25 protein-coding genes and 1 pseudogene are annotated in these 24,566 nt (G+C 70.5%); 13 read left to right on the top strand and 13 right to left on the bottom strand.

Annotation, left to right across the window (positions count from 1 at the left end; translation table 11 throughout):
- Positions 1–15 precede the first annotated feature (15 nt).
- From ACFVJQ_RS21435 to era, 3 genes are all read left to right on the top strand, one after another.
- Positions 16–369: a cytidine deaminase gene (locus ACFVJQ_RS21435; RefSeq protein ID WP_385513764.1), complete on the top strand. Its 354-nt coding sequence runs from the start codon at positions 16–18 to the stop codon at positions 367–369.
- Between the two features lie 261 nt (positions 370–630).
- Entirely contained in the window at positions 631–1,107 is a 477-nt protein-coding gene (locus ACFVJQ_RS21430; protein ID WP_224738734.1) for a hypothetical protein, read from the top strand.
- 142 nt (positions 1,108–1,249) lie between these two features.
- Positions 1,250–2,203 (top strand): GTPase Era, encoded by a 954-nt coding sequence (gene era / locus ACFVJQ_RS21425; protein ID WP_385513763.1) that lies wholly within the window; start codon positions 1,250–1,252, stop codon positions 2,201–2,203.
- 3 nt (positions 2,204–2,206) lie between these two features.
- Here era and ACFVJQ_RS21420 read toward each other — a convergent pair whose 3' ends face one another.
- Genes ACFVJQ_RS21420 through ACFVJQ_RS21410 form a run of 3 tightly spaced genes read right to left on the bottom strand, consistent with a single transcriptional unit; the run spans position 2,207 to position 4,966 of the window.
- Positions 2,207–3,556 carry a GH1 family beta-glucosidase gene (locus ACFVJQ_RS21420; RefSeq protein WP_385513762.1) on the bottom strand — a complete coding sequence of 450 codons (1,350 nt, stop codon included), beginning with the start codon at positions 3,554–3,556 and terminating at the stop codon, positions 2,207–2,209.
- 46 nt (positions 3,557–3,602) lie between these two features.
- Positions 3,603–3,869, bottom strand: a complete 267-nt coding sequence (locus ACFVJQ_RS21415; RefSeq protein ID WP_129801844.1) for a protealysin inhibitor emfourin — start codon at positions 3,867–3,869, stop codon at positions 3,603–3,605.
- 20 nt (positions 3,870–3,889) lie between these two features.
- Positions 3,890–4,966 carry a M4 family metallopeptidase gene (locus ACFVJQ_RS21410; protein WP_385786092.1) on the bottom strand — a complete coding sequence of 359 codons (1,077 nt, stop codon included), beginning with the start codon at positions 4,964–4,966 and terminating at the stop codon, positions 3,890–3,892.
- Positions 4,967–5,285: 319 nt separating this feature from the next.
- On the opposite strand from ACFVJQ_RS21410, the gene leuA reads away from it, so the two are divergent.
- The 3 genes from leuA to ACFVJQ_RS21395 all read left to right on the top strand — a co-directional run bounded on the left by leuA (position 5,286) and on the right by ACFVJQ_RS21395 (position 9,302).
- Entirely contained in the window at positions 5,286–7,007 is a 1,722-nt protein-coding gene (gene leuA, locus ACFVJQ_RS21405; protein WP_385513760.1) for a 2-isopropylmalate synthase, read from the top strand.
- Between the two features lie 290 nt (positions 7,008–7,297).
- Positions 7,298–7,993, top strand: coding sequence for a TerB family tellurite resistance protein (locus ACFVJQ_RS21400; protein ID WP_385513759.1), 696 nt, complete (start codon positions 7,298–7,300; stop codon positions 7,991–7,993).
- 112 nt (positions 7,994–8,105) lie between these two features.
- Positions 8,106–9,302 carry an exo-alpha-sialidase gene (locus tag ACFVJQ_RS21395; protein ID WP_385785877.1) on the top strand — a complete coding sequence of 399 codons (1,197 nt, stop codon included), beginning with the start codon at positions 8,106–8,108 and terminating at the stop codon, positions 9,300–9,302.
- Here ACFVJQ_RS21395 and ACFVJQ_RS21390 read toward each other — a convergent pair.
- From ACFVJQ_RS21390 to ACFVJQ_RS21370, 5 genes are read right to left on the bottom strand one after another with little or no spacing between them, the layout of a single operon-like run.
- Positions 9,299–10,234 carry a dihydrodipicolinate synthase family protein gene (locus ACFVJQ_RS21390; protein WP_385785874.1) on the bottom strand — a complete coding sequence of 312 codons (936 nt, stop codon included), beginning with the start codon at positions 10,232–10,234 and terminating at the stop codon, positions 9,299–9,301. The genes ACFVJQ_RS21395 and ACFVJQ_RS21390 overlap by 4 nt on opposite strands.
- A complete protein-coding gene (locus tag ACFVJQ_RS21385) occupies positions 10,231–11,253 on the bottom strand; it encodes an oligopeptide/dipeptide ABC transporter ATP-binding protein (protein ID WP_385785871.1) in 1,023 nt (340 codons plus the stop codon). The genes ACFVJQ_RS21390 and ACFVJQ_RS21385 overlap by 4 nt, the downstream gene beginning before the upstream one ends.
- Positions 11,250–13,232: a dipeptide/oligopeptide/nickel ABC transporter permease/ATP-binding protein gene (locus ACFVJQ_RS21380; RefSeq protein ID WP_385513755.1), complete on the bottom strand. Its 1,983-nt coding sequence runs from the start codon at positions 13,230–13,232 to the stop codon at positions 11,250–11,252. Before ACFVJQ_RS21380 ends, ACFVJQ_RS21385 begins: the two co-directional genes overlap by 4 nt.
- Entirely contained in the window at positions 13,232–14,191 is a 960-nt protein-coding gene (locus ACFVJQ_RS21375; protein WP_385513754.1) for an ABC transporter permease, read from the bottom strand. The genes ACFVJQ_RS21380 and ACFVJQ_RS21375 overlap by 1 nt, the downstream gene beginning before the upstream one ends.
- A gap of 18 nt (positions 14,192–14,209) precedes the next feature.
- Positions 14,210–15,841, bottom strand: a complete 1,632-nt coding sequence (locus ACFVJQ_RS21370; protein WP_385513753.1) for an ABC transporter substrate-binding protein — start codon at positions 15,839–15,841, stop codon at positions 14,210–14,212.
- A 228-nt stretch (positions 15,842–16,069) separates the two neighbouring features.
- Between ACFVJQ_RS21370 and ACFVJQ_RS21365 the strand changes: the two genes are divergently transcribed.
- Both ACFVJQ_RS21365 and ACFVJQ_RS21360 read left to right on the top strand, forming a co-directional pair.
- Positions 16,070–16,768 carry a FadR/GntR family transcriptional regulator gene (locus ACFVJQ_RS21365; RefSeq protein ID WP_385785866.1) on the top strand — a complete coding sequence of 233 codons (699 nt, stop codon included), beginning with the start codon at positions 16,070–16,072 and terminating at the stop codon, positions 16,766–16,768.
- Positions 16,769–16,851: 83 nt separating this feature from the next.
- The gene (locus ACFVJQ_RS21360; RefSeq protein WP_385513751.1) at positions 16,852–17,295 is read left to right on the top strand and encodes a protein phosphatase; all 444 of its coding nucleotides are present in this window, start codon (positions 16,852–16,854) and stop codon (positions 17,293–17,295) included.
- 1,387 nt (positions 17,296–18,682) lie between these two features.
- Here ACFVJQ_RS21360 and ACFVJQ_RS21355 read toward each other — a convergent pair.
- Positions 18,683–18,916 carry a DUF397 domain-containing protein gene (locus ACFVJQ_RS21355; protein ID WP_385785862.1) on the bottom strand — a complete coding sequence of 78 codons (234 nt, stop codon included), beginning with the start codon at positions 18,914–18,916 and terminating at the stop codon, positions 18,683–18,685.
- A pseudogene (locus ACFVJQ_RS21350) lies at positions 18,898–19,654 on the bottom strand (helix-turn-helix domain-containing protein). Before ACFVJQ_RS21350 ends, ACFVJQ_RS21355 begins: the two are co-directional and overlap by 19 nt.
- Positions 19,655–19,751: 97 nt before the next feature.
- On the opposite strand from ACFVJQ_RS21350, the gene ACFVJQ_RS21345 reads away from it, so the two are divergent.
- Genes ACFVJQ_RS21345 through ACFVJQ_RS21325 form a run of 5 tightly spaced genes read left to right on the top strand, consistent with a single transcriptional unit; the run spans position 19,752 to position 22,397 of the window.
- A complete protein-coding gene (locus ACFVJQ_RS21345; RefSeq protein WP_385513750.1) occupies positions 19,752–19,976 on the top strand; it encodes a hypothetical protein in 225 nt (74 codons plus the stop codon).
- Entirely contained in the window at positions 19,973–20,188 is a 216-nt protein-coding gene (locus tag ACFVJQ_RS21340; protein WP_385513749.1) for a hypothetical protein, read from the top strand. Before ACFVJQ_RS21345 ends, ACFVJQ_RS21340 begins: the two co-directional genes overlap by 4 nt.
- A 43-nt stretch (positions 20,189–20,231) precedes the next feature.
- Positions 20,232–20,978, top strand: a complete 747-nt coding sequence (recO, locus tag ACFVJQ_RS21335) for a DNA repair protein RecO (RefSeq protein ID WP_385513748.1) — start codon at positions 20,232–20,234, stop codon at positions 20,976–20,978.
- Positions 20,979–21,000: 22 nt separating this feature from the next.
- Positions 21,001–21,837 carry an isoprenyl transferase gene (locus ACFVJQ_RS21330; RefSeq protein ID WP_385513747.1) on the top strand — a complete coding sequence of 279 codons (837 nt, stop codon included), beginning with the start codon at positions 21,001–21,003 and terminating at the stop codon, positions 21,835–21,837.
- Between the two features lie 29 nt (positions 21,838–21,866).
- Positions 21,867–22,397 (top strand): YcxB family protein, encoded by a 531-nt coding sequence (locus ACFVJQ_RS21325; protein ID WP_385513826.1) that lies wholly within the window; start codon positions 21,867–21,869, stop codon positions 22,395–22,397.
- 6 nt (positions 22,398–22,403) lie between these two features.
- On the opposite strand, the gene ACFVJQ_RS21320 is transcribed toward ACFVJQ_RS21325, so the two are convergent.
- The 3 genes from ACFVJQ_RS21320 to ACFVJQ_RS21310 are packed head-to-tail and all read right to left on the bottom strand — an operon-like array spanning position 22,404 to position 24,557.
- Positions 22,404–22,820 carry a Fur family transcriptional regulator gene (locus ACFVJQ_RS21320; protein ID WP_385513746.1) on the bottom strand — a complete coding sequence of 139 codons (417 nt, stop codon included), beginning with the start codon at positions 22,818–22,820 and terminating at the stop codon, positions 22,404–22,406.
- A 58-nt stretch (positions 22,821–22,878) separates the two neighbouring features.
- Positions 22,879–23,781 (bottom strand): metal ABC transporter permease, encoded by a 903-nt coding sequence (locus ACFVJQ_RS21315; RefSeq protein WP_385513745.1) that lies wholly within the window; start codon positions 23,779–23,781, stop codon positions 22,879–22,881.
- A complete protein-coding gene (locus tag ACFVJQ_RS21310) occupies positions 23,781–24,557 on the bottom strand; it encodes a metal ABC transporter ATP-binding protein (RefSeq protein ID WP_385785857.1) in 777 nt (258 codons plus the stop codon). Before ACFVJQ_RS21310 ends, ACFVJQ_RS21315 begins: the two co-directional genes overlap by 1 nt.
- Positions 24,558–24,566 lie beyond the last annotated feature (9 nt).

Raw genomic sequence — 24,566 nt, 5'->3', positions numbered from 1 at the left:
TCGTATGCTCAGGGCATGACCGACACCAACGCGCTTGACCCCGAGGACCGCAAGATCGTCACCCTGGCCCGTTCCGTGCGGGCCCGCAACGGTGTGCCCGAGGGGGCTGCCGTACGAGACGAGACGGGGCGTACGTATGTTGCCGGGACCGTCGCCCTGGACTCGCTGCGGCTGAGCGCGCTGCAGACGGCGGTGGCGATGGCGGTGGCGTCGGGGGCGAAGTCGCTGGAGGCGGCGGCGGTCGTCACCGAGGCGGAGTCCGCGTCCGCGGAGGACCGGGCGGCGGTACGGGATCTTGGGGGGCCCAAGACGCCGGTGCTGGTTGCTTCGCCGGACGGGAATGTTCGGCTGACTGTCTCAGCGGGCTGAGGTCTCCCTGGGGGCTCCGCCCCCAGACCCCGTTCGGCCTGAACGGCCTCGTCCTCAATCGCCGGACGGCTGAAGAGTTAGGCCGGAATTCAACCTTGCCCTCCTCTGCCTCTCGCGCATCAATGGACCCGTAAGTTCCGACGGACCGTCAGATTCAGGCTCGCGCAGCGTGCCCGCACCCCGCTGCCGGGTGGTCCGTCGGCGTATCTCCCGTCCATCCCCACATGGCATTCCCAGACACGGGAAGGGAGCCGGATCCCCATGAGAGGCAAGCGCACAGCAACAGGTGCGGCACTGGCGGTCGGGGCCCTCGCGGTCACCGGCGTCGTCCTCGCGCCCGCCGCCGTGGCCGTCGCCCCGGAGTCGGCGACGATCACCGCCGACTGCGGCACCTTCGGCGGCGGCGAGGCCACGCTCACGGCCACCCAGAACGGCACCGCCGCCACGATGACCCTCACGTCCTCCGCGATCACCGCGCCGATCGCACTCGGCGAGGACTCGATCGCGTCCACGCTCACCCTGGTGAAGGGCAGCGGCGGCACGACCGCCTTCACCGGCACCGAGAACCCGGCGATGGCCGCCGGCGACAGCGTCACCGTCGGCCCGCTGAGCGGCACCGTGGCCTCCGGTGACAGCCTGGAGGCCTTCGGCGGTTCGCTGCGGATGACGGTCTTCGGCATCACCATCACCTGCACGGCGACCGGACCGCAGTCCCCGGGCCCGTTCGTGTTCGACTGAGAACGATCGGCTGAGAACGATCGGCCGAGACCGGAACAGTGCGCTGCGCGGCCCCCTCGCCCGGAAGGCGTGGGGGCCGCGCCCATGAGGTCGTGCGGGCAGGTGTGCGGCAGGGCGTCGGCGATCAGGGAGAATGGGCGGCATGAGCGTTCGCACCCCGTCATCCGAGCAGCCGGCCGACACTGTCCACCGGGCCGGCTTCGCCTGCTTCGTGGGCCGCCCCAACGCGGGCAAGTCCACCCTCACGAACGCTCTGGTCGGGCAGAAGGTGGCGATCACGGCGAACCAGCCGCAGACCACCCGGCACACCGTGCGCGGCATCGTGCACCGGCCCGACGCCCAGCTGGTCCTGGTGGACACACCGGGTCTGCACAAGCCGCGCACGCTGCTCGGCGAGCGGCTCAACGACGTCGTCCGCACGACATGGGCCGAGGTGGACGTGATCGGCTTCTGTCTGCCCGCGAACGAGAAGATCGGTCCCGGTGACCGGTACATCGCGAAGGAGCTGGCGTCGATCAGGAAGACGCCGAAGATCGCGGTCGTCACGAAGACCGACCTGGTCGACAGCAAGACGCTCGCCGAGCAGCTCATCGCGATCGACCAGCTCGGCAAGGAGCTCGGCTTCGAGTGGGCGGAGATCGTCCCGGTGTCGGCGGTCGGGGACAAGCAGGTGGGCCTGCTCGCCGACCTGATCGTTCCGCTGCTGCCCGAAGGCCCCGCCCTCTACCCCGAGGGTGATCTGACCGACGAGCCCGAGCAGGTCATGATCGCGGAGCTGATCCGCGAAGCCGCACTGGAGGGCGTCCGCGACGAGCTGCCGCACTCCATCGCGGTCGTGGTCGAGGAGATGCTCCCGCGCGAGGACCGTCCCGCCGACAAGCCCCTGCTGGACATCCACGCCAACGTCTACATCGAACGCCCCAGCCAGAAGGGCATCATCATCGGCCCCAAGGGCAAGCGCCTGAAGGAGGTCGGCATCAAGTCCCGCAAGCAGATCGAGGCCCTGCTGGGGACGCCGGTGTTCCTGGACCTCCACGTCAAGGTCGCCAAGGACTGGCAGCGGGATCCGAAGCAGCTGCGCAAACTGGGCTTCTGACCGTCACCTCTGCGCCCGCAGCATGTCCCTGAACCAGGCGTACGACGCCTTCGGTGTCCGCTCCAGCGTCTCCCGGTCGACATGGACCAGGCCGAAGCGGCGGGCGTAACCCTCCGCCCACTCGAAGTTGTCCAGCAGCGACCACACGAAGTAGCCGCGCACGTCCACGCCCGCCGCCAGCGCCTCGTGCAGGGCCCGCACATGCCCGTCCAGGTAGGCGATCCGGTCCTGGTCGTCGATCCCCTCGTAGGAGCAGCCGTTCTCGGTGATCACGACGGGCGGGAGCCGGTCGCCGTAGCGCTCGCGGAAGCCGGTGAGCAGCTCGGTCAGGGCCTCCGGGACGACCGGCCAGCCGAAGTCCGTCACCGGGACGCCCTCGATCTGCCGTACGGAGAAGGGGAGGTCGGCCGGCATCGTCAGTCCGCCGAACTCGATCTCCGTGCCCTGGGGTGCGCCCACCCTGGTCGGCGCGTAGTAGTTGATGCCGTACCAGTCGACCGGCTCGGCGATCACCTTCAGGTCGGCCTCGACGTCCCCGGGCATCAACTCGCCGATCCCCGCCGGGTATTCGCCCAGCAGGATCGGGTCCGCGAACAGCCGGTTGAGGAGTACGTCGTAGAAGTCCGCCGCCTCCACGTCGGCACTGTCCTGCGACGCCGGCCAGGTCGGCCCGTGGGAGTTGGCGATCCCGATGTCCGATGCGCCGGCCGCGCGCAGGGCGCGTACCGCCAGACCGTGCGCCAGGAGCTGGTGGTGAGCGACCGGGAGGGCGTCGAAGAGGAGCTGCCTGCCGGGGGCGTGGGCGCCCAGGGCGTGGCCCAGCAGGGTGTGTTCGGCGGGCTCGTTGAGGGTGATCCACTTCGTCACCCGGTCACCGAGCCGCTCCGCGACCACCGACACGTACTCCGCGAACCGCGCCGCCGTGTCCCGGTCCAGCCAGTCGAGCGTGACCGGCAGGTCCCAGTGGAAGAGGGTCGGAACCGGCCGTACGCCCGCCGCGCACAGCTCGTCCACCAGACGGTCGTAGAAGTCGAGGCCCCGCCCGCCCTCGAAACGCACCCTGGGCCATGAGATCGAGAAGCGGTACGCGTCCACGCCCAGGCCGGCCAGGAGGGCCACGTCCTCGCGGTAGCTGTGGTAGTGGTCGCAGGCCACCGCCGCGGTGGAGCCGTCCTTCACCCGTCCCGGCTCGGCCGTGAAGGCGTCCCAGACGGACGGCTCGCGCTCGTCCACCGCCCCCTCGATCTGGTGCGCCGAGGTGGACACGCCCCACAGGAAGGTGTCGGGGAACGCCGGGAACTCGGGTGTCGGGTTCGTCGCGGTGCGCGCATCAGTCGCCATGCGCCGGATCATCCGTACCGCCGGTAACGGAAGTCAACGGGCAGGCGTGAACATGCAGTTACGCACCTTCCTTCAGCACCCTGCTGATCAGCCTGCGCTGCTCCTCCGTCAGCCGTGGATCCGCGCAGTACACGGTGTTCCCGTCCACGGTGATCTGGTAACTGAAGCCGTCGGGCACCCCGACGGGGGGCGCGCCCCGGCCGGAAGCGACCGCGCGCTCGGCCAGGGCGTGCCACTCCTGGGCGTCGGGCCGCCCCGAGGTGTCCACCTCGGCGTGCCGCTCGATGCCCGCGAATCCGCCCGTGCGCCTCACCTGAATACGCATGGGATCTGTCTAGTACGGAACTACAGGGTGCGCACCCCCACCTGTTCCCAGGCCTTGAGCACGGCCTCGAACTCCTCGCCGCCGTCGCCGTACCGTGCCTTCGCGGCCGCGACGGTCAGCGTGGCGAACTCCGTGAAGTTCGCCTTCTCCTTCAGCTCGCCCCCGGTCAGCACGTCGTACCAGATCTGTCCCGCGCGCTCCCAGGCGTGTCCGCCGAGTGCGGTGGCGGCGAGGTAGAAGGCGTGGTTGGGGATGCCGGAGTTGATGTGGACGCCGCCGTTGTCGCGGCCGGTGCTGACATAGTCGTCCATCGTGCCGGGCTGCGGGTCCTTGCCGAGGACGTCGTCGTCGTACGCCGTGCCCGGCGCCTTCATCGAGCGCAGGGCCACGCCCGACACGCGGGGGGCGAGCAGTCCGGCGCCGATCAGCCAGTCGGCCTCGGCGGCGGTCTGGCCGAGCGTGTACTGCTTGATGAGGGAGCCGAAGACGTCCGACACGGACTCGTTGAGGGCGCCGGGCTGGCCGAAGTAGGTGAGGTTGGCCGTGTACTGGGTGACGCCGTGGGCGAGTTCGTGGCCGATGACGTCGATGGGGATGGTGAAGTCCAGGAAGATCTCGCCGTCCCCGTCGCCGAAGACCATCTGCTCGCCGTTCCAGAAGGCGTTGTTGTACTGCTCGTCGTAGTGGACGGTCGCGTCGAGCGGCAGGCCGTCGCCGTCGATCGAGTTGCGTTCGAAGGCCTTCAGGAACAGCTCGAAGGTGGCGCCGAGGCCGGCGTAGGCGCGGTTGACCGTGGCGTCCTTGCCGGGCTCGTCGCCCTCACCGCGGACCTTCCTTCCGGGCAGGTCCGTCTTGTGCCGGGCGTCGTAGATGGTGCGGTGCGGTTTGTCGGCCGCGGCCTCGGCGGGCGGGGCGACGGCAGGCGCGCCGAGGACCGTGGTCAGCCGGCGGTGGGTGCGCTCGTAGGCGTCGCGCTGCAGGGTCTGGCGGGCGGGGCCGGAGAGCGCGGGGTCCTCGGCCTGGGCGAGCTGGTCGAGGACGTGCGGTGGAACGATGGTGCAGAAGACGGGCGTGAAGCCCCCGTTGGTCGTCGTTATGCCCGGCACCCTTGCACTGAGTTATGTTGCTGTCACCACCTGCAACCATGATTGGTGAAATGTGCCGACAAGGTGCCCCTGCGGCCGACCCAAAGTGGTATAGCGCACTTTTTGTCCTGTTTGTCTTCCTGGTCCCGCATACTGATACGGACCCCCGCATCCGGAAGAGCTCGGCTAGCATGCTGCGCATCATGCGTTTCGGGCTGCTTCTTCTTAGCTGCCGCGGCGAGGGCCTGTAGTCGAGGCCGACTCCCTCCCCGCGGAGCTTGCCGTTGCGTCGTCGGCCGTCCTTCCGGACACCTTGAGGAGCCCACGCATCATGGCGAACCGCCAGCAGCCCAGTTCCATGCCGATCCACAAGTACGGCCGCTACGAGCAGGTCGACATCCCCGACCGCACCTGGCCCGAGAGCCGGATCACCGCCGCCCCCCGCTGGCTCTCCACCGACCTGCGCGACGGCAACCAGGCCCTGATCGACCCCATGTCGCCGGTGCGCAAGCGCGCGATGTTCGACCTGCTGGTCAAGATGGGCTACAAGGAGATCGAGGTCGGCTTCCCGGCCTCGGGCCAGACCGACTTCGATTTCGTACGGTCGATCATCGAGGATCCCGGCGCCATCCCCGAGGACGTCACGATCTCCGTACTCACCCAGGCCCGCGAGGACCTGATCGAGCGCACGGTGGAGTCCCTGAAGGGCGCACGCCGCGCCACCGTCCACCTGTACAACGCCACCGCCCCGGTGTTCCGCCGGGTCGTCTTCCGCGGCTCCAAGGACGACATCAAGCAGATCGCCGTCGACGGTACCCGGCTGGTCATGGAGTACGCCGAGAAGCTGCTGGGCCCGGAGACCGAGTTCGGCTACCAGTACTCGCCGGAGATCTTCACCGACACCGAGCTGGACTTCGCCCTGGAGGTCTGTGAGGCGGTCATGGACGTCTGGCAGCCCGGCCCGGGCCGCGAGATCATCCTCAACCTGCCCGCCACCGTCGAGCGCTCCACGCCCTCCACGCACGCGGACCGCTTCGAGTGGATGGGCCGCAACCTCTCCCGCCGCGAGTACGTCTGCCTGTCGGTCCACCCGCACAACGACCGCGGTACCGCCGTCGCGGCGGCCGAGCTGGCGCTGATGGCCGGCGCCGACCGCGTCGAGGGCTGCCTGTTCGGGCAGGGCGAGCGCACCGGCAACGTCGACCTGGTCACCCTGGGCATGAACCTGTTCTCGCAGGGCGTCGACCCGCAGATCGACTTCTCCGACATCGACGAGATCCGTCGTACGTGGGAGTACTGCAACCAGATGGAGGTCCACCCGCGCCACCCGTACGTGGGCGACCTGGTCTACACGTCCTTCTCCGGCTCCCACCAGGACGCCATCAAGAAGGGCTTCGACGCCATGGAGGCCGACGCGAAGGCCAAGGGCGTCACGGTCGACGACATCGAGTGGGCGGTGCCGTACCTGCCCATCGACCCCAAGGACGTCGGGCGGTCGTACGAGGCGGTCATTCGCGTCAACTCGCAGTCCGGCAAGGGCGGTATCGCGTACGTCCTGAAGAACGACCACAAGCTGGACCTGCCGCGCCGGATGCAGATCGAGTTCTCGAAGATCATCCAGGCGAAGACGGACGCCGAGGGCGGCGAGGTCACGCCGAAGGACATCTGGGCGACCTTCCAGGACGAGTACCTGCCGAACGCGGAGAACCCCTGGGGTCGTATCCAGGTCAAGAACGGCCAGTCCACGACTGACCGGGACGGCGTGGACACGCTGACCGTGGAGGCCGAGGTCGACGGCGTCGAGACGACGCTGGTCGGCACCGGCAACGGCCCGATCTCCGCGTTCTTCCACGCGCTGCAGGGCATCGGCGTCGACGTCCGTCTCCTGGACTACCAGGAGCACACGATGAGCGAGGGCGCCTCCGCGCAGGCCGCCTCGTACATCGAATGCGCCATTGGCGACAAGGTTCTGTGGGGCATCGGCATCGATGCGAACACGACGCGTGCCTCGCTGAAGGCGGTTGTCTCGGCCGTCAATCGGGCGGCTCGCTGAGGGTTCGCTCCGCTGGGGGTGCCGCGACAGGCAGTGCCGCGATGGGTTGTCGGTCGGGTGCGGCGCCGTTGTGGCTGGTCGCGCAGTTCCCCGCGCCCCTGAGGGGCGTTGCCGTGCCCGGCGTTCAGAGGCCCCGTCCGCCGTACCGGTGGGCGGGGTCCGTCGGTTTTCGGCCATTGACCTGTGCAGGTCACGGAAAGGTCTCGTCCTGGGTGCTGACTCCGCCTCACCGATGTGGCTAACATCACGCAAGCGCGGCGATGTTGCCGTGGGGTTACGGGAGGTGCGACGTGCTGCCAGGACGGGGACGAAACGGCCGTGCCACCAGGCGTTCGCGCATGCTGGGCACCCGTACCGCATGGACGGCCGTCGGCGACGGCGAGTTCTTCTGCCCCGGCTGCGGAGGCGACCGCAACTACCAGCGGCTGACCGGGCGCCGCCGCTTCATCCTGCTCGGCCTGCCCGTGCTGCCGCGCGGCAACACCGGGCCGGTCGTGGAGTGCGCGGCCTGCCGGCGCCACTTCGGTGCCGACGTCCTCGACCATCCGACCACCAGCCGTTTCTCGGCGATGCTCCGCGACGCGGTGCACACCGTCGCCCTCGCGGTGCTCGCCGCGGGCGGCACCCGCACCCGTACGTCGCTCACCACGGCCGCCGGCACGGTGCGTGCGGCCGGTTTCGAGGACTGCACGGAGGAACAGCTGGGTGCCCTCGTCGAGGCGCTGGCCGCGGACACCGGACGGGTCTTCGGGGCGCCCTGCGGACCGGGGCTGGCCATAGAGCTGCACGAGGCCCTCGACCCGCTCGCCCCGCACCTCGCCCAGGCCGGCCGCGAGTCGATCCTCCTCCAGGGCGCCCGCATCGCCCTGGCCGACGGCCCCTACACCCCCGCCGAACGCGAGGTCCTCACCACCGTGGGCGCCGCCCTCACCATCACGTCGGACGACGTGAGCCGTCTGCTGGCGGCGGCGCGGACGCCGTCCTGAGCGCGAACGTGAGGCGCAGGGCCCAACTGGTCATCGTGGCCTACGAGTCGGGGCAGGTGACTCCTGGGACGATGTGACCGACAACCGGTCACCGTCCTGGGGGGTTCCTGAGATGCCACGTCCGAGACGCGCCTTCCTGACCGCCGCAGCGCTCCTCACCCCCGTCGCCTTCAGCTCGCTCACCGCGCCCACGCCGGCCTCCGCCGCCGGCCGGTGCACGTCCTCCGTCCCGTACGTCTCCGGGGAGGGCGGCTACGACACGTACCGCATCCCCGCCGCCGTCAGCACCCCGCGCGGCACCGTCCTCGCCTTCGCGGAGGGCCGGCGCGGCGGTGCCGGTGACTCCGGCGACATCGACGTGGTCGTCCGCCGCTCCACCGACGGCGGCTGCACCTGGGGCCCGCTGACGGTCGTCGCCGCCGGGGACGGCGACACGCGGGGCAACCCGGCGCCGGTCGTCGACCCCGGCACCGGCGCGGTCGTGCTGCTCACGTCCTACAACAGCGGTGCTGTGACGGAGGCTCAGATCATGCGCGGCGAGGTGACGCCCGATCAGAGCCGACGGGTGTTCGTGCAGCGCAGCGTGGACGACGGACGTCACTTCACCCGCCCGCAGGAGATCACGGCGGCGGTGAAACGCCCGGACTGGCGCTGGTACGCCACCGGCCCCGGCCATGCGATCGCCCTCACCCGCGGCCCGCACAAGGGCCGGCTGGTGGTCCCCGCCAACCACTCCGCCGCCCCGCCCGCCGGCTCCCCCGACACCGGCGAGGAACCCCGGTACTACGGCGCCCACGCCCTCTACAGCGACAACGGCGGCCGCACCTGGCGACTGGGCTTCGTCGACGACTCCTACGACGGCCACAACAACGCCAATGAGAGCACGGCCGCCCAACTCCCCGACGGCAGGATCTACTTCTCCGCCCGCGACCAGCACGGCACCAGCGCCGGCAACCGCCTGGACAGCCACTCCGCCGACGGGGCGGCCTCCCTGGAACGGCCGTACACGGTCCAGCCCACCCTCGACGACGTGCCGATCGTGCAGGGCAGCGTCCTGCACCACCCGGGCGCCGGGCTGTTGTTCTCCGGCCCGTCCGTGCCCACCGCCCGTCAGGCGATGGCGGTCTGGCGCAGCACGGATGGCGGCACGACCTTCACCAAGGCGCTCACCCTGTCCCAGCAGCGGGCCGCCTACTCCGACCTCGTACGCCTCGACCGGAACACGCTCGGCATCCTCTACGAGACGGGTGTGACGGGGACGTACGAGACGATCGAGTTCCGCCGCCTGCCGCTCGACGACCTCACCTAGAGCAGTCCGGCCGCCGCCAGGAACTTCCCCACCCGCTCCACCTCGTCCGGCGACAGCGGCACCTGCGGTTCCGCCGTCGCCGGGCAGGCGATGACCCCCCGCAGATGCAGGGCCGCCTTGAACGCGCCCAGTGCCGAGGAGCTCCCGCCCATCCGCGCCGGGTCCCCGACACCGGCCAGGCCGAACAGGGTGCACAGGCGCTCCTGTTCGGCGCGGGCGCGCTCCCAGTCGCCGGCCCGGCACAGCAGGTAGAGACGGACGTAGCCGTGCGGGTCGACGTTGGCGAGGCCGGGCACCGCCCCGTCGGCGCCCAGCGCGAGCGCGGCGTCGACGACGACCTCGGAGCCGGTCAGCGCGGTGAACCCGGTGAGGCCGGGGTGCGTGCGGGCGGCGGTGACGACCCTGCGGAAGCCACCGAGGTCGCCGCTGGAGTCCTTCAGCCCGGCCAGCACGCCGTCCGCGGCCAGCTCCAGCACCAGCTCGGGGGCGAGCTTGGTGTGCACGGCGGGCGGGATGTCGTAGGCGAGGACGGGGACCGGGGAGGCGGCGGCGAGCATCCGGTAGTGGCGGGCGATCTCCGCGGGGTGGGTGCGGGTGTAGAAGGGGGCGGTCGCGACGACCGCGTCCGCGCCCGCCGCCGTGACCCGTCCCACGTGGTCCAGTACGCGCGGCGTGGTCATGTCGATCGCGCCCGCCAGGACCGGCAGCTGCCCGCCCACATGGTCCGCCACCGCCCGCACGACCCGCTCGCGCTGCCCGTCCGTCAGATACGCCGCCTCCGAGGTCGAACCCAGCACGAACAGCCCGTGCACCCCGCCGGCCATCAGATGGTCGACCAGCCTGAGCAGCGAGGGCACATCCACCTCGCGGTCCGGTGTCAGGGGCGTGCAGACGGGCGGTACGACACCGGTGAGCGGGGTGGGAAGGGTCATCTGGGCTCCTTCAGAACTTGCGCCTGGCCGACGAGTTCACGGGTCGGCTGGTCCTCCGCCACCGGATGGTGGCAGCGGAAGCGATGCCCGAAGGTGGACGAGACGGAAATCCCGGGCATCGACTCGGCGCACTCCTCGTCCGCCTTCCAGCATCGGGTACGGAACGGGCATCCGCTCGGCGGGCGGGTCGCCGACGGCACCGGACCGACGAGCGGGATCGGGTCGATGGGGTCGAGGAGGCCGGGGGTCGCGGAGAAGAGGGCGCGGGTGTACGGGTGCCTGGCCCGGTCCGTCACCCGGTCGGCCGGGGCCTCCTCCACGATCCGGCCGAGGTACATGGTGATCACCCGGTCGCTCATCCGCCGTACCGTCTGGATGTCGTGCGAGACGAACACCAGCGCCAGACCCAGCCTCTCCTTGAGGTCCAGCAGCAGGTTGAGGATCTGCGCGCGCACCGACACGTCCAGGGCGCTGGTCGGCTCGTCCGCCACCACCAGGTCGGGGTCGAGGGCCAGGGCGCGGGCGATGGCGACGCGTTGCCGCTGCCCGCCGGAGAGCTGGCCGGGCAGCCCGTCGGCGAGCGCCCGCGGCAGTCCCACCAGCGCCATCAGCTCCCGTACCCGCTCGTCCCGTTGGGCTGCCGTGCCCCGCTTGTGCACGTCCAGCGGGTCGCGCAGGATCTGCCGGACGGTCAGCCGGCGGTTCAGGGCGGTCGACGGGTCCTGGAAGATCATGCCGGTGTGGCTGCCGATCGCCGCCCGGCGCTCGTCGGCCGACATGGTCCACAGGTCACGGCCGCGGAAGGACACCGTCCCGGACGTCGGCCGCTGCACGCCCACCAGCACCTTCGCCAGCGTTGACTTGCCGCAGCCGGACTCGCCGACCACACCGACCGTCTCGCCGGGCGCGATGGCCAGGTCGGCGCCGGTGAGGGCGTACACCTTGTCCCGCTTGAAGACACCCCCCGTGCGGGCCTTGTGCACGACATGCACGTCGGCGAGTTCCAGCAGTGCGCTCACGTGACGACCTCGCTCTCGGCCTCGCCCTCGGTCACCAGCAGGACCGCCGGATGGTGGCAGGCCGCCGTGTGGGTGCGTGTGCCCAGCAGGTCCGGGGCCGTCGTCCGGCAGGTCTCGCTCGCCATCGGGCAGCGGTCCGCGAACCGGCAGCCCGCCGGGAAGTCCGCGGGGGAGGGGACGACGCCCTTGATCTGCGTCATCCGCTCCTGGGACGACTCCAGCGACAGCACGCTGCCGAGCAGTCCGCGCGTGTAGTGGTGGGCCGGCGCCTCCACCAGGTCCGCGGTCACGCCCGTCTCCACGATCTGCCCGCCGTACATCACCACCACCCGGTCGGTGATGTCCGCGACCAGGGCGAGGTCGTGCGAGACCAGGATCAGCGCGAAGCCCAGCTCCTCGCGCAGCCTCAGCAGCAGTTCCATGATCTGCGCCTGCACGGTCACGTCCAGCGCGGTCGTCGGCTCGTCGGCGACGATCAGCTTCGGGTCGCGGGACAGGGCCATGGCGATCAGGACGCGCTGGCGCTGGCCGCCGGAGAGTTCGTGCGGGTAGCTGCGCAGGGTGCGGTCGGGGTCGAGGCCGACCATGGTGAGCAGGTCGGCGGGGGTGCGGTGCCCGCCGCGCCGTACGACCTGCTTGAGCTGGGCGCGGATGGTCATCGCGGGGTTCAGGGACGACAGGGCGTCCTGGTAGATCATCGCCATCTCGTGGCCGAGGAGCCTGCGGCGTACCCGCATCGGCTCGGCGAGCAGGTCGCGCTGGTTGAAGCGGACCTGGCCGCGCACCCGCGAGCCTTTGGGCTGCAGGCCCATGACGGTCAGCGCGGTCAGTGACTTGCCGCAGCCCGACTCGCCGACCAGCCCGAGCACTTCACCGGCGTGCACCTCGAAGCTGATGCCGTCGACGATGTCCACCCCGTGGTGCCGGTGGTCGAAGCCGATGGCGAGGTTCTCGACCGAGAGCACCGGCTGCCCGTCGGGGAGCGGGCGGGCGCGGGAGCGGAGCCGGCGGGCAGCCTCGGCCAGGCCGGGGAGCTGGATGACCTTGCCGCTGCCGGGCTCGGGGGCCTCCACTCGGTCGGTCTCCTTGCGTACCTCCACCTCCCGTGCCGCCGGAGCCGCCCACGCGTCCGACACGCCCTCCGAGAGGATGTTCAGCGACAGCACGGTGACCAGCATCAGCAGCCCGGGGAAGACGGTCGCCCACCAGCCGCCGGTCAGCACCATGTTCTTGCCGTCCGCGATGACGCTGCCCCACGACGGGTCCGGCGGCCGGACGCCCGCCCCGATGAAGGACAGCGACGCCTCGAAGACGATCGCCTCGGCGACCTGCACGGTGCAGAACACCAGCACCGGGGCCGCGCAGTTGATGGCGACGTGCTTGAGGACGATGTGCGGGGTGCGGGCGCCGATGACCCGCTCGGCCGTTACATAGTCCTCGCCGTACTGATCCAGCACGTTCGCCCGTACGACCCTGGCGACCGGCGGCGTGAACAGGAACGCGATCGCGCAGATCAGCACCGTGATCCCGCCGCCGAACACGGCGACCAGGACGGCGGCGAGCGCGATCCCCGGGAACGCCATCACGACGTCCAGACAGCGCATCAGCGTCTCGTCCACCGCCTTGCGGGAGGTGGCCGCCACCGCGCCGATCAGCGCACCCGCGAGCAGGGCCAGCGCGGTGGCGCCGAGCCCGATCGCCAGGGACCAGCGGGCGCCGTACATCAGCCGGCTGAGGATGTCCCGGCCGAGGCTGTCCTGGCCCATCCAGTGCTCGGCGGACGGATGCCCGGTGCCGTCGACCGGCGGCAGCTGCTCCAGCGGGTCGTACGGCGCGAGCAGCGGCGCGAACACCGCGACCAGCACCACCAGCGCCAGGAAGCAGACGGCGACCTTCGACAGCAGCGGCAGCCGGCGCCAGCCGCGCAGCCGGACGCCGGGGCGGGAGAGCGCCTGGGTGAGGCTCTTGCGCGTGAACATCAGGCCGCTTCCCTCAGTCGCGGGTTGACCAGCAGGTAGAGGATGTCGATGACGAGGTTGACGACGACGAAGCCGGTCGCCGTGGTCAGGACGACGCCCTGCACGACGGCCGGGTCGCCGTTCTTCACGGCGTCGATCATCAGCTTGCCCATGCCGGGCAGCGAGAAGATCGTCTCGATGACGACCGCGCCGCCGAGCAGATAGCCGACCCGCAGCCCCAGCACGGTCAGCGGATTGATCAGCGCGTTTCTGAGCACGTTGCGCCCGACCACCACCCGCGGCGGCAGCCCGCTGCCGATCGCCGTGCGGACGTAGTCCTTGTCCAGCTCCTCCACGACGGCCGTCCGCACGATCCGGGTCAGCTGCGCGGCGACGGGCAGCGACAGGGCGAGGGCGGGCAGCGTCATGGTCTGCAGCCAGCCGGTGAAGGAGTCCGCCGGATTGATGTAGCCACCGGTCGGGAACCAGCCCAGGTCGACCGCCAGGTACTGGATCATCAGCAGCGCCAGCCAGAAGCCGGGCGCGGCCACACCGGCCAGGGACACCACCCGGATGATCTGGTCGGGCAGCCGGTCCCGGTAGATCGCCGCGGTGACCCCGCCGATCAGCGACAGCACCACCGCGATGCCGAGGCCGAGGAAGGTCAGCTGCATGGTGAGCGGCAGCGCGGTCATGACCTGGTCGATCACCTCGCCGCGGGTCAGTGCGCTGGTGCCCATGTCACCGTGCAGCAGGTCGCCGACGAAGGCGACGTAGCGCACGGGGAGCGGGTCGAGCAGGCCGTGCTCCTCGCGGAAGTCGTGCAGCTGCTCGGGCGTCGGGTTGGCGCCCTGGAAGAACGCGGACGCCGGGTCGACGTCCGAGAACCGCATCACCAGGAACACGAACAGCACGATGCCGAGCATCAGCGGCACGAGCAGGGCGATACGGCGGACCAGAATCCTGACGATGGCGACCACGGACCAACTCCCGGATGATTAAGCCCACTTGGCTTGGAGGACGTTGATTCCGGGGTACGGCTGGGCCCTTATGCCGGCGAGTTGGCTCGGGTTCCAGGCCGTCATGAGTTCGTTGTGGACGACCGGGTAGAGCACGGCCTGTTCGGCGACGACATCGATGTAGTCCTGGATCATCGCCTTCTTGCGGTCCGGGTCCGCCTCCCGGGTCGCCTGGTCCATGTCCCTGAACAGCTGCTTGGCGACCGGGTCGTCGGCCCAGCGGGCGTAACCCATCCACAGGTTCTCGGGCCCGTAGTTGTAGTGCATGATCAGGTCGGCGTCGAGGCCGAACTGGTTGGGGTTCGAGGCGGCGGCGACGACCTGGTAGTCCTGCTTCTGGTCCATCTTGGTGAAGACGGCCGTGGTCTCCTGCGGCGACAGCGTGGTCCGCACGCCGATCGCGTCCCAGGACGACTTGATGGTCGGCAGACAGTCGACGATCCAGCTGACGTTCACCGCGAGGATGTCGACCTTCAGCCCACTGACCCCGGCCTCTTTGAGCAGGGCCCTCGCCTTGTCGGGGTCGTGGTCGTAGACGGTCTTCGCGCGCCGGTACGTCGGGTTGCTCTCGTTGAGGAACGACGACGACGGCTTCCCGTGCCCCTTGAGGGCCACCTCCACCATCTTCTCGGTGTCGATGGCGTAGTGCAGCGCCTGCCGCACCCGTACGTCGTCGAACGGCTTGCGCCGCGTGTTGAACATCAGGAACAGGTTGTTCATCCCGGCCCCGCCGGCCACCGTCAGCCCGCTGCTCTCCAGCTGGCCGATGTTGGCGTACGGGATGTTGTCCGCGATCTGCGCGCCCGCGCTCGAGCCGGAGATCTTCGCGACGCGCGGAGCGGCGTCGACGATCGTCAGCCAGTTCATCTTCCTGAAGGCGGGCGGGCGCGGGCCGTTGTAGTCGGGATACGCCTCGAAGGTGGTGTTGGACTTCGGGTGGTGCGCGGTCTGCCGGTACGGCCCCGAACCCACCGCCAGCCCCTTGATCGCCTCGTCCCAGGCGCCGGGCCGGGAGAAGACGTGCTTGGGCATGATCTTCGCGAGGGTGAGCCGGGACGCGCCCTCCGGGAAGGGGAACTTCAGGACCAGCTCGACGTTCTGCGCGTCGATCTTCCGCACGTCCTTCAGCCAGGGCTCGAAGAACCCCTTGGCCAGGGTCTGGGTGTCCGGGTCGAGGATCCGGTCGAAGACGAAGACCACGTCGTCGGCGGTGACCGGCTTGCCGTCGTGGAACTTCGCGCCCGCCCGCAGGGTGAACTTCCAGGACGTGCCGGTGAGGTCCGTGGGCACCTGGGTCGCCAGGGCCGGATACGGCTCACGCGAGATCGGGTCGGTGTCGAGCAGCCCCTCGTAGATGTGGTTGTTGCCGGCCATGCAGAACGCGGACGCGGTCTGCGTCGGATCCCAGCTGCCGTCGTTCCCGTAGCCGATGACTGCCGTGAGCGTCCGGTTCGCGCCCTCGCCCCCGTCGCCGGTGTCGTTGGTGGACTCCGGGCCGGCCGAACACGCGGACAGCGACGCGGAGACCGCGGCGGCGGCACCGAGGGCGCCGGTGTACTTCAGGAACGAGCGGCGGTGCAGCGCCGGAACGTCGTTGGTCACGTCGCGCACGGGTCCTCCGGAAAGGTGGGGGAGGCGGTCGGATGAATCGGACGATCAGGAGATACGACGTCCTACGTCCTGCAGTCAGCGCGACCATAGGAGCGGCCGTTGGGGCGGTCAAGAGATCACACACGAATGGCGTATCTGCCAGAGGTCGCACCAATGGCGGCACGAAACGGCGGGAGTTGACGCAGCTCGCCACCGGAGGTGGGACGTGGGACGTCTCCCGCGCGTACGATGCCGCGCATGCCCGGGGAGCCCAGGAACAGCCGCATACAGCGCGCGGTCGTACAGCTGATCCTCGACCGCAGGCTCCGCCCCGGCGCGCCACTGCCCACCGAGGCGGAGCTGATGGACGCGCTCCGCGTCAGCCGCAACTCCGTCCGCGAGGCCCTCAAGGCGCTCCAGGCGCTCGACATCATCGAGATCAGACACGGCCACGGCACCTACGTCGGCCAGGCCTCGCTGACCCCGCTGATCGACGCCCTCACCTTCCGCACGCTCGCCCGCCACGACGACGGCACGGCCGCCCTCGCCGAGCTCCTCCAGGTGCGGGAGGTGCTCGAGGAGGGGCTGCTGCGCCGGGTCGCGCAGACGCTCACCGACGTGGAGCTGGACCGTCTCGACGCGGTGCTGGACCGCATGGCGGCGGCGGGACGCGCGGGCCGGCCCTTCGCCGAACTCGACCGCCAATTCCACGAGTTGCTGTACGCGCCACTCGGCAACGCGCTCGTGCCGCAACTGCTCGGGGCGTTCTGGACGGTGTTCCACCGGGTCGACGGCGCCCGCGGCGGAGCGGACGCCCCGTCCCCCGAGCTCACCGTTCACCGTCATCGCGCCATCATCACCGCCCTGCGCGCCCGGGACGTGGAGGGCGCGCAGCGAGCGATGGCGATTCACTTCCGTGGCATAGGGGCGCGGGCGGCCCGCACCTGACGGGCCGCGCCGGCGCCGTCTCCTGTCCCACCGGTCGGGCGGATTCGGTTGCCCCGGTTCGGCGGACGGGGTCGAATGATCCGATGGAGACGCAGGAACTGTGGGACGAGAAGGCGGCGGGCGTGCTCCGGCTGCCGTCGGGGCGGCTGGTGCGGGGCCGCGGTCTGCGCCGGCCCCTGGAAGCGGATGCGCCCAGCCCGTCGTACGGCCTCTACCTGCTCGGCAGGCAGCCTCCCGAGGTCCCCTGGGACTCCCGCTGGCTCCGCTGGCCCGACTTCCGCCTCCCCGCCGACCGCGCCGACGCCCTTGCGGCCCTCACCGAAGCCTGGGAACGTGCCGCCCGCGAGCGGGTCGAGCTCGCCTGCGGCGGCGGACGCGGACGCACCGGCACGGCGCTTGCCTGCCTGGCCGTCCTGGACGGCGTACCGGCCGAGGAGGCGGTGGCGTACGTCCGCGCGCACTATGACCGGCGGGCGGTGGAGACGTGGTGGCAGCGGCGGTATGTGCGGGGGTTCGCTGCCGGGTGAGGGTTTTCGTGGACCGCTGGGTCCTCGTGCACACCATTGCGGTCAGCGCCGGAACTCTCACCGGACTTCCCCCGCGGGAGGCGCCGTGAGCGCAGCAGCCGACGGAAGCGCACGGGCTGCGGAGGTGACCGCCCAGGGGTCGGCTCGGGGGCGTGTCTGGCGAGGTGACTGTCGGGGCCGCTCGCTTCTTGGCCAGTGTCGTGCTTCCGCGAGGCGAGTAAAGGGCGCTTCGCGTCGGCTGCGCCGATGGCCCTGCGGGCCACCCTTGACTCGCCTCTCTCCAGCACGGGTGAGAAGCGAGCGAGCGGCCCGGAAAGGCGGGTGGCCGAGGCAGGCGGTCACCTCCGTCGGCTGCGGGGCTGGCCGGGGTTGGCGGGCGCGGCAGCGGGGTGGCGGGACGCCGGGCCGGCTCAGCGGCTTGCGGCGGGTGGGGGCTGCGGTGGGCGCGGTCGCTCGCATGCACGCCGGGTGGGCTCAGCGGCGAGTGGTGAGTGGGTGGCTGCGGTGGGCGTGTGGTTGGCGGTCGCGTCGGCGGGGTGGGAGCACGCCGGTTCTGCTCAGCGGCTTTCGGTGGTGGGTGGCAGAGGCGCGCCAGGTGGTCGGGGCAGGCCGGGTCGGCTTGGCGGCTTTCCCCCGGACGGGAGGGACCACGTACACGGGCGTGGTGTACCGGCTGAGAGTGTGACACTTTCGGCGGATGTGTAACGTCTGCTGATTCCCTTACCGGTGGGCGACCGCTGTACACCATGTCTGCGGATACGGCCGCGGGAGGCGGAGGAAGGGACCGGGGGCGGGGCGGGGGCGCGGACTCGCCGGTGACCGCCCTGGCAAGTCACGGATGTCACACCAGTCCCATGGGTCGCACCCCAGGAGGCACCAGGAGGTAATTGGCCGATTTGACTCACGGGCAGGCAGTCCCCACCTGGGCTTTCTCTCCCGCTGGGTGAGCCAAATCGGCCAATTGCTGCTCCAGCGCCAGCGCCTGGCATCGGAGACCGAGGGCGGCTTACCGGACAACGACCCCGGATGCGGCCGTCACCGTCCGCCGCTCGCAAGTCGCCATACCCACCCGGCGTGCCCCCATCCGGCTGATGCGGCCGTCACCACCCGCCCATCGGGCCGCACGTCGCTGAGCCGACCCGGCGTGCCCCCACCCCGCCGACGCGCCCAAGCCACCCACCATGCGTCAGCCGCTGAGCCCGCCCGGTGTGCATGCGAGGCGCTGACGCGCCCCCAACCCCGGCCAACCCCCCCAGCCCACCCGCATGGTCGGCCGACCTGGGACACCCGCCTTTCCGGGCCGCTCGCTCGCTTCTCACCCGTGCCGGAGCGAGGCGAGTCAAGGGTCGGCCGCAGGCCGATCGGCGCAGCCGACGCGAAGCGCCCTTTACTCGGCTCGTGGAAGCACGACACTGGCAAAGAAGCGGGCGGCCCCGACGGTGCCGATGAACGCCGTCCACGCGGCCGACCCGATCACGACCACCGGACCGTGCGGCACCTTGCTGTCCCGGACGGGGACAACGCCGGGGACTCCGTCGGCGGCCTCGACGCAGTTGCCGCCTTCACCGTTGCTGTAGGTGCTCTTGCGCCAGTAGGTGTTGCTCAGGTCGTACTCGCGCATCGTCTGTGATCCTCAGCCGCCGACTCGATCAGGGCGAGGGACACCTCCGGCGACAAAGCGGCCCCCCCTATAGGCAGTTGGCGGTGCGTCGTCGAACTCCATGAGCTGCAACATGCCTGCCATGGAGGCGCACGCCCCTGCCGCGTAGGGCAGCACCATGACCAGTACCTTGCGCTCCCGCGCCAGTGTCGCTACGTGCGCCAACTGCTCGCTCATCGCAGCGTGCCCACCGACCGGGACGCGCAGCACGTTCTCACGCAGGATCGCCCAATACTCCGGCCTTGTAGCGTCCTTGAGGATGCGGGACCTCTCCAGCCGCGCGGCCACCATTTCCTCGACGTACTCGTCGGTGACGAACGGGTCGGCCGCAAGGGTGACCGCCCTCGCGTATGCAGCCGTCTGCAACAGGCCCGGCACCAGCATGGGTGCGAACTCGCAGATCTTCGTGGCAAGCGCCTCCGGCTCCGCCGCGTGCGCGAAGTACTCCGCGTATCGCTGTTCCTTGATGAGCTTTCGCCAAAGGCGCTCGAAAATACCGTCGGTTTGCAGGACCTCATCAATCCGCTGCGCCACATCAAGCTGAGGCTTCCGAATCGCCTGTTCGAACTGCCCGATGTATCCGCCGGAGACAAATACCCGGGCTCCTAACTCCACCTGAGTGATCCCGGCGTCCTCCCTCCGCCGCTTCAACTCTGCCCCGAAGAACTCCCACGCCGCCTGACGTGAACCGTTGGCCATGGCCAACCCCGTTGCCCTGCCCAGGCTTTGTAGTGCACAGGCTTCTGCCGAGTGTAGGGCGAGCAGGTCATTCTGGAGTCGCAAAGCGTGAAACTCGATGGCGAAGGGGAACCAGGTGGAAGCACGACACTCGGCGCTGTGCGTCGAAGAGGCGGAGGACACCTTGAACGAATTGCGGACGGCACTCGAAAAGGCCGGAATTACCCTGCCGTCACTGCGACTCGATCCGGCGAGCCTTGCCCGAGAGGCGCCCTGTCCGCTGGTGGAACTGGGCCGGTGTTCGACGGAGACCGCGCGTCGGCTCGCGGCGGTGATCCGGTGAAGCCCCCGGTCGGTTCGTATGTCGTGGACACCCGGACCGGGCGTCTGGGCGTCGTCATGGGGCATGAGGGACCGTACGTGCAGGTGAGACCGTACGGCGGCGGGCGGGAGTGGGACGCCGATCCCGGTGCCCTGCGCCACGCCACCGCGGCCGAGCGGCTCAGCGCGGCCACCGCGTACGCGAACGCCCGCAGCCGGGGTGAGGTTCCTTGAAGGAGACGAAGGAGGGGCCACCCGCGTAGGAGAGAATGGGCGCATGAGCCTGTTCCGCGACGACGGCATCGTGCTGCGCACCCAGAAGCTGGGTGAGGCGGACCGGATCATCACGCTGCTCACCCGCAGTCATGGGCGAGTACGCGCCGTAGCGCGCGGGGTGCGGCGGACCAAGTCCAAGTTCGGGGCGCGGCTCGAGCCCTTCTCGCACGTGGACGTGCAGTTCTTCGCGCGGGGCAGCGAGCTGATCGGGCGCGGGCTGCCGCTGTGCACGCAGAGCGAGACCATCGCTCCGTACGGCGGCGGCATCGTCACCGACTACGCCCGGTACACCGCCGGGACGGCAATGCTGGAGACCGCCGAGCGGTTCACCGATCACGAGGGCGAGCCGGCCGTCCAGCAGTACCTGCTGCTCGTCGGTGCCCTGCGCACGCTCGCCCGCGGGGAGCACGCACCGCACCTCGTCCTCGACGCCTTCCTGCTGCGTTCTCTCGCCGTGAACGGCTACGCGCCGAGCTTCAGCGACTGCGCGCGCTGCGGTCTGCCGGGGCCGAACCGGTTCTTCTCGGTGGCGTCCGGCGGATCCGTCTGCGTCGACTGCCGGGTGCCCGGCAGCGTCGTACCCTCGCCGCAGACCCTGGAACTGCTCGGCGCACTGCTTACGGGAGACTGGGAGACCGCGGACGCCTGCGAGCCGCGGTATGTGCGGGAGGGGAGCGGGCTGGTGTCCGCGTACCTGCACTGGCATCTGGAGCGGGGGCTGCGGTCCCTGCGGTACGTGGAAAAGTAGACCTGAGGGAGACGAGAAGCACATGGCCGTACGCGGGTTTCTGGGCCGCCAGCGCCGCGAGTACAAGACGCCGGAGCCGCACCCGTCCGGTGCCCGCGCGCCGAAGCTCCCCGGTGAGCTGATCCCCGGCCATGTGGCGATCGTCATGGACGGGAACGGGCGTTGGGCGAAGGAGCGCGGGCTGCCGCGCACCGAGGGCCACAAGGTGGGCGCCGAGCGCGTGCTGGACGTGCTGCAGGGCGCGATCGAGATGGGCGTCGGGGCGATCTCGCTGTATGCCTTCTCCACCGAGAACTGGAAGCGGTCGCCGGACGAGGTGCGCTTCCTGATGAACTTCAACCGGGACTTCATCCGCAAGACCAGGGATCAGCTGGACGAGCTCGGCGTGCGGGTGCGTTGGGTGGGCCGGATGCCCAAGCTGTGGAAGTCGGTCGCCAAGGAGCTCCAGATCGCCCAGGAGCAGACCAAGGACAATGACCGGCTGACCCTGTACTTCTGCATGAACTACGGCGGGCGGGCCGAGATCGCGGATGCGGCGCAGGCACTGGCGGAGGACGTACGGGCCGGGCGGCTCGACCCGTCCAAGGTCACCGAGAAGACCTTCGCGAGGTACCTCTACTACCCCGACATGCCGGACGTCGACCTGTTCCTGCGCCCCAGTGGCGAGCAGCGCACGTCCAACTACCTGCTCTGGCAGAGCGCCTACGCCGAGATGGTCTTCCAGGATGTGCTGTGGCCGGACTTCGATCGGCGTGATCTGTGGCGGGCCTGCGTGGAGTACGCCTCCCGCGACCGCCGCTTCGGTGGGGCGATTCCGAACGAGGAGCTGCTGGCCATGGAGGGGCGTCAGCAGGGCTGAGCGGTGCCGGTACGATCCGCCTCGTGGTCATGGACATGGGGCGGGACGCCGTACAGGACGGCGTGGTCGAGCTGGAGTACAAGCCGACCGTGCAGGATTTGACGCAGGCACTGCGGGCGCGGCTGCGCGCCAGCCGGTCGGGGCGGATGCAGCGGTGGCTGCCCGGCGCCATGGCCGTTCTCGCCGCGTTGCAGTTGGCGCTTGTGATCGCCGGAGGCGACGGGTCGCTCGCGCTCATCCTCTGGTCGCTCTTCGCAGCGGTGCTGGTGGCGGCCATGCCCTGGCTCCAGGCCCGTCAGGTGCACCGGCTCGCCGAACGGCAGGGCACATTCCGTGCGGTGGTGTCGGACACCGGGGTGAGCGTGGTCACCGACACCACCACGATGACGATCAGTTGGGCCGCGATGCCGCGCTTCGCGGAGACCCCGGACGTGTTCGTCCTGCTCAGCGGCGACAACAAGGCCGTCGGCGTTACGGTCCTCCCCAAGCGGGGCATTCAGGACCCCGCCGGCGCCGACCGGTTGCGGGCGATCCTTGACCGCCACCTGACCCGCGTCTGACCGGGCTCAGTCCTGCGCCGCCGCGCACTCCGCGCACGTACCGAAAATCTCCACCGTGTGCGCCACATTGACGTAGCCGTGTTCCGCGGCGATGGCCTCTGCCCATGTCTCGACCGCCGGGCCCTCGACCTCGACGGCCCTGCCGCAGGTGCGGCAGACGAGGTGGTGGTGGTGGTCGCCGGTGGAGCAGCGGCGGTAGACGGACTCGCCGTCGGAGGTGCGCAGGACGTCGACCTCGCCGGCCTCGGCGAGGGACTGCAGGGTGCGGTAGACCGTGGTCAGGCCGACGGCGTCGCCCTTGTGCTTGAGCATGTCGTGCAGTTCCTGCGCGCTGCGGAACTCCTCGACCTCTTCCAAGGCTGCCGCCACGGCGGCGCGCTGCCGAGTGGCGCGGCCCTTCACGGGCGGTCCAGCGGTCGTCACCGGTTGCCTCCTTGCGTTGCGTCTGCCGGGCCATTGTGCCAGCCCGGACTGTGCGCGGTCAGACGCCGATCTCGTCCTGCGCACCCCTGCTGGCCGGAATTGCACACTCCGCCGGGTCCCCGGAGGGGTGCGCGGCGGCCAGCGCCCGCGCGCGGCGCCGGGCGAGCGGAGTGGCCAGGGCGGTCAGCACGATGAACGCGCCGATCGTCAGCAGCACGATGGTCGCGCCGGGCGGAACGTCCTGGTAGTACGAGGTGATCGTGCCGCCGATGGTCACCCCGACCCCGATGGCGACCGCGATCGCGAACGTGGCCGCGAAGCTGCGGCTGAGCTGCTGGGCGGCGGCCACCGGGACCACCATCAGCGCCGAGACGAGCAGCAGGCCGACCACCCGCATCGCCACGGTGACCGTCACCGCCGCGGTGATGGCCGTGAGCAGGTTCAGCGCACGGACCGGCAGGCCCGTCACCCGCGCGAACTCCTCGTCCTGGCTGACCGCGAAGAGCTGCCGGCGCAGCCCCAGGGTGACCAGCACGACGAACGCGGCGAGGATGCAGATCGCCGTGACGTCCGACTCGCTCACCGTCGACAGGGACCCGAAGAGGTATGACGTGAGGTTGGCGTTGGAGCCGGTCGGCGCGAGGTTGATGAACATCACGCCGCCGGCCATACCGCCGTAGAAGAGCATCGCGAGGGCGATGTCGCCGCGGGTCTTGCCGTACCAGCGGATCAGCTCCATCAGGACGGCGCCGAGGATGGACACCAGGGTCGCCATCCACACCGGCGACCAGGAGAGCAGGAAGCCGAGGCCGACGCCGGTCATCGCGACGTGGCCGATGCCGTCGCCCATCAGGGCCTGGCGGCGCTGTACGAGGTAGATGCCGATCGCGGGGGCGGTGATGCCGACGAGGACGGCGGCGAGCAGGGCCCGCTGCATGAAGGCGTAGTTCAGGAATTCCATCAGCTCAGCAGTCCCGTGCGCATCGGTTCGGCGTCGTGCGCCGCGTGCGGGTGGACATGGTCGTGGCCGGGCAGCGCGTGCTGGCCGACCGCCTTCGGGGGCGGTCCGTCGTGCAGGACGCAGCCGTCGCGCAGGACGACCGCCCGTTGGATCAGGGGCTCGAGGGGGCCGAGTTCATGCATGACCACCAGGACCGTCGTACCGCCCGCGACCTGCTCCCGCAGCGTCCGGGCGAGCACCTCCTGGCTGTCCAGGTCGACGCCGGCCATCGGCTCGTCCATGATCAGCAGCTCGGGTTCGGAGGCGAGGGCGCGGGCGATCAGGACACGCTGGTGCTGGCCGCCGGAGAGGGCGCCCACGGAGTCCTTCGCCCGGTCCGCCATGCCGACCAGCTCCAGGGCGCGGTGTACGGCCGCGTGGTCCGCCTTGCGCAGCACACCGAAGCGGGCCCGGGACAGCCGCCCGGAGGACACCACCTCCGTCACCGTGGCGGGCACGCCGCCCGCGGCCGTGGTGCGCTGCGGGACGTAGCCCACCCGTGCCCAGTCGCGGAACCGGCGCTGCGGGGTCCCGAACAGCTCGATCTGCCCGGCGCTCACCGGCACCTGCCCGATGAGGCTGCGTACCGCCGTCGACTTGCCGGAGCCGTTCGCGCCGAGCAGCGCGACGACCTCACCGTGGCGCACGGTGAGGTCGATGCCGCGTAGGACGGGGCGCGAGCCGAGGGCGGCGCGTATGCCGCGCATCGATATGACGGGCTCTCCCGTGGCGCCCATGGCGTCCTC

Origin of the sequence: Streptomyces sp. NPDC127197 (assembly GCF_042672405.1) — a bacterium.
GTDB classification, from domain to species: domain Bacteria; phylum Actinomycetota; class Actinomycetes; order Streptomycetales; family Streptomycetaceae; genus Streptomyces; species Streptomyces flavusporus.
This window is presented reverse-complemented; position numbering and strand designations above follow the sequence as displayed.

Bases quoted from the DNA above. Each gene is read 5' to 3' on its own strand.
- ACFVJQ_RS21325 (WP_385513826.1), top strand. From the start codon at position 21,867: ATGGACATGGGGCGGGACGCCGTACAGGACGGCGTGGTCGAGCTGGAG.
- ACFVJQ_RS21390 (WP_385785874.1), bottom strand. From the start codon at position 10,234: ATGACCCTTCCCACCCCGCTCACCGGTGTCGTACCGCCCGTCTGCACG.
- ACFVJQ_RS21310 (WP_385785857.1), bottom strand. From the start codon at position 24,557: ATGGGCGCCACGGGAGAGCCCGTCATATCGATGCGCGGCATACGCGCC.
- ACFVJQ_RS21360 (WP_385513751.1), top strand. From the start codon at position 16,852: ATGGAGACGCAGGAACTGTGGGACGAGAAGGCGGCGGGCGTGCTCCGG.
- ACFVJQ_RS21355 (WP_385785862.1), bottom strand. From the start codon at position 18,916: ATGCGCGAGTACGACCTGAGCAACACCTACTGGCGCAAGAGCACCTAC.
- ACFVJQ_RS21430 (WP_224738734.1), top strand. From the start codon at position 631: ATGAGAGGCAAGCGCACAGCAACAGGTGCGGCACTGGCGGTCGGGGCC.
- ACFVJQ_RS21315 (WP_385513745.1), bottom strand. From the start codon at position 23,781: ATGGAATTCCTGAACTACGCCTTCATGCAGCGGGCCCTGCTCGCCGCC.
- ACFVJQ_RS21395 (WP_385785877.1), top strand. From the start codon at position 8,106: ATGCCACGTCCGAGACGCGCCTTCCTGACCGCCGCAGCGCTCCTCACC.
- leuA (WP_385513760.1), top strand. From the start codon at position 5,286: ATGGCGAACCGCCAGCAGCCCAGTTCCATGCCGATCCACAAGTACGGC.
- ACFVJQ_RS21345 (WP_385513750.1), top strand. From the start codon at position 19,752: ATGGCGAAGGGGAACCAGGTGGAAGCACGACACTCGGCGCTGTGCGTC.
- ACFVJQ_RS21420 (WP_385513762.1), bottom strand. From the start codon at position 3,556: ATGATCCGGCGCATGGCGACTGATGCGCGCACCGCGACGAACCCGACA.
- ACFVJQ_RS21415 (WP_129801844.1), bottom strand. From the start codon at position 3,869: ATGCGTATTCAGGTGAGGCGCACGGGCGGATTCGCGGGCATCGAGCGG.
- ACFVJQ_RS21435 (WP_385513764.1), top strand. From the start codon at position 16: ATGACCGACACCAACGCGCTTGACCCCGAGGACCGCAAGATCGTCACC.
- recO (WP_385513748.1), top strand. From the start codon at position 20,232: ATGAGCCTGTTCCGCGACGACGGCATCGTGCTGCGCACCCAGAAGCTG.
- ACFVJQ_RS21380 (WP_385513755.1), bottom strand. From the start codon at position 13,232: ATGTTCACGCGCAAGAGCCTCACCCAGGCGCTCTCCCGCCCCGGCGTC.
- era (WP_385513763.1), top strand. From the start codon at position 1,250: ATGAGCGTTCGCACCCCGTCATCCGAGCAGCCGGCCGACACTGTCCAC.
- ACFVJQ_RS21365 (WP_385785866.1), top strand. From the start codon at position 16,070: ATGCCGCGCATGCCCGGGGAGCCCAGGAACAGCCGCATACAGCGCGCG.
- ACFVJQ_RS21330 (WP_385513747.1), top strand. From the start codon at position 21,001: ATGGCCGTACGCGGGTTTCTGGGCCGCCAGCGCCGCGAGTACAAGACG.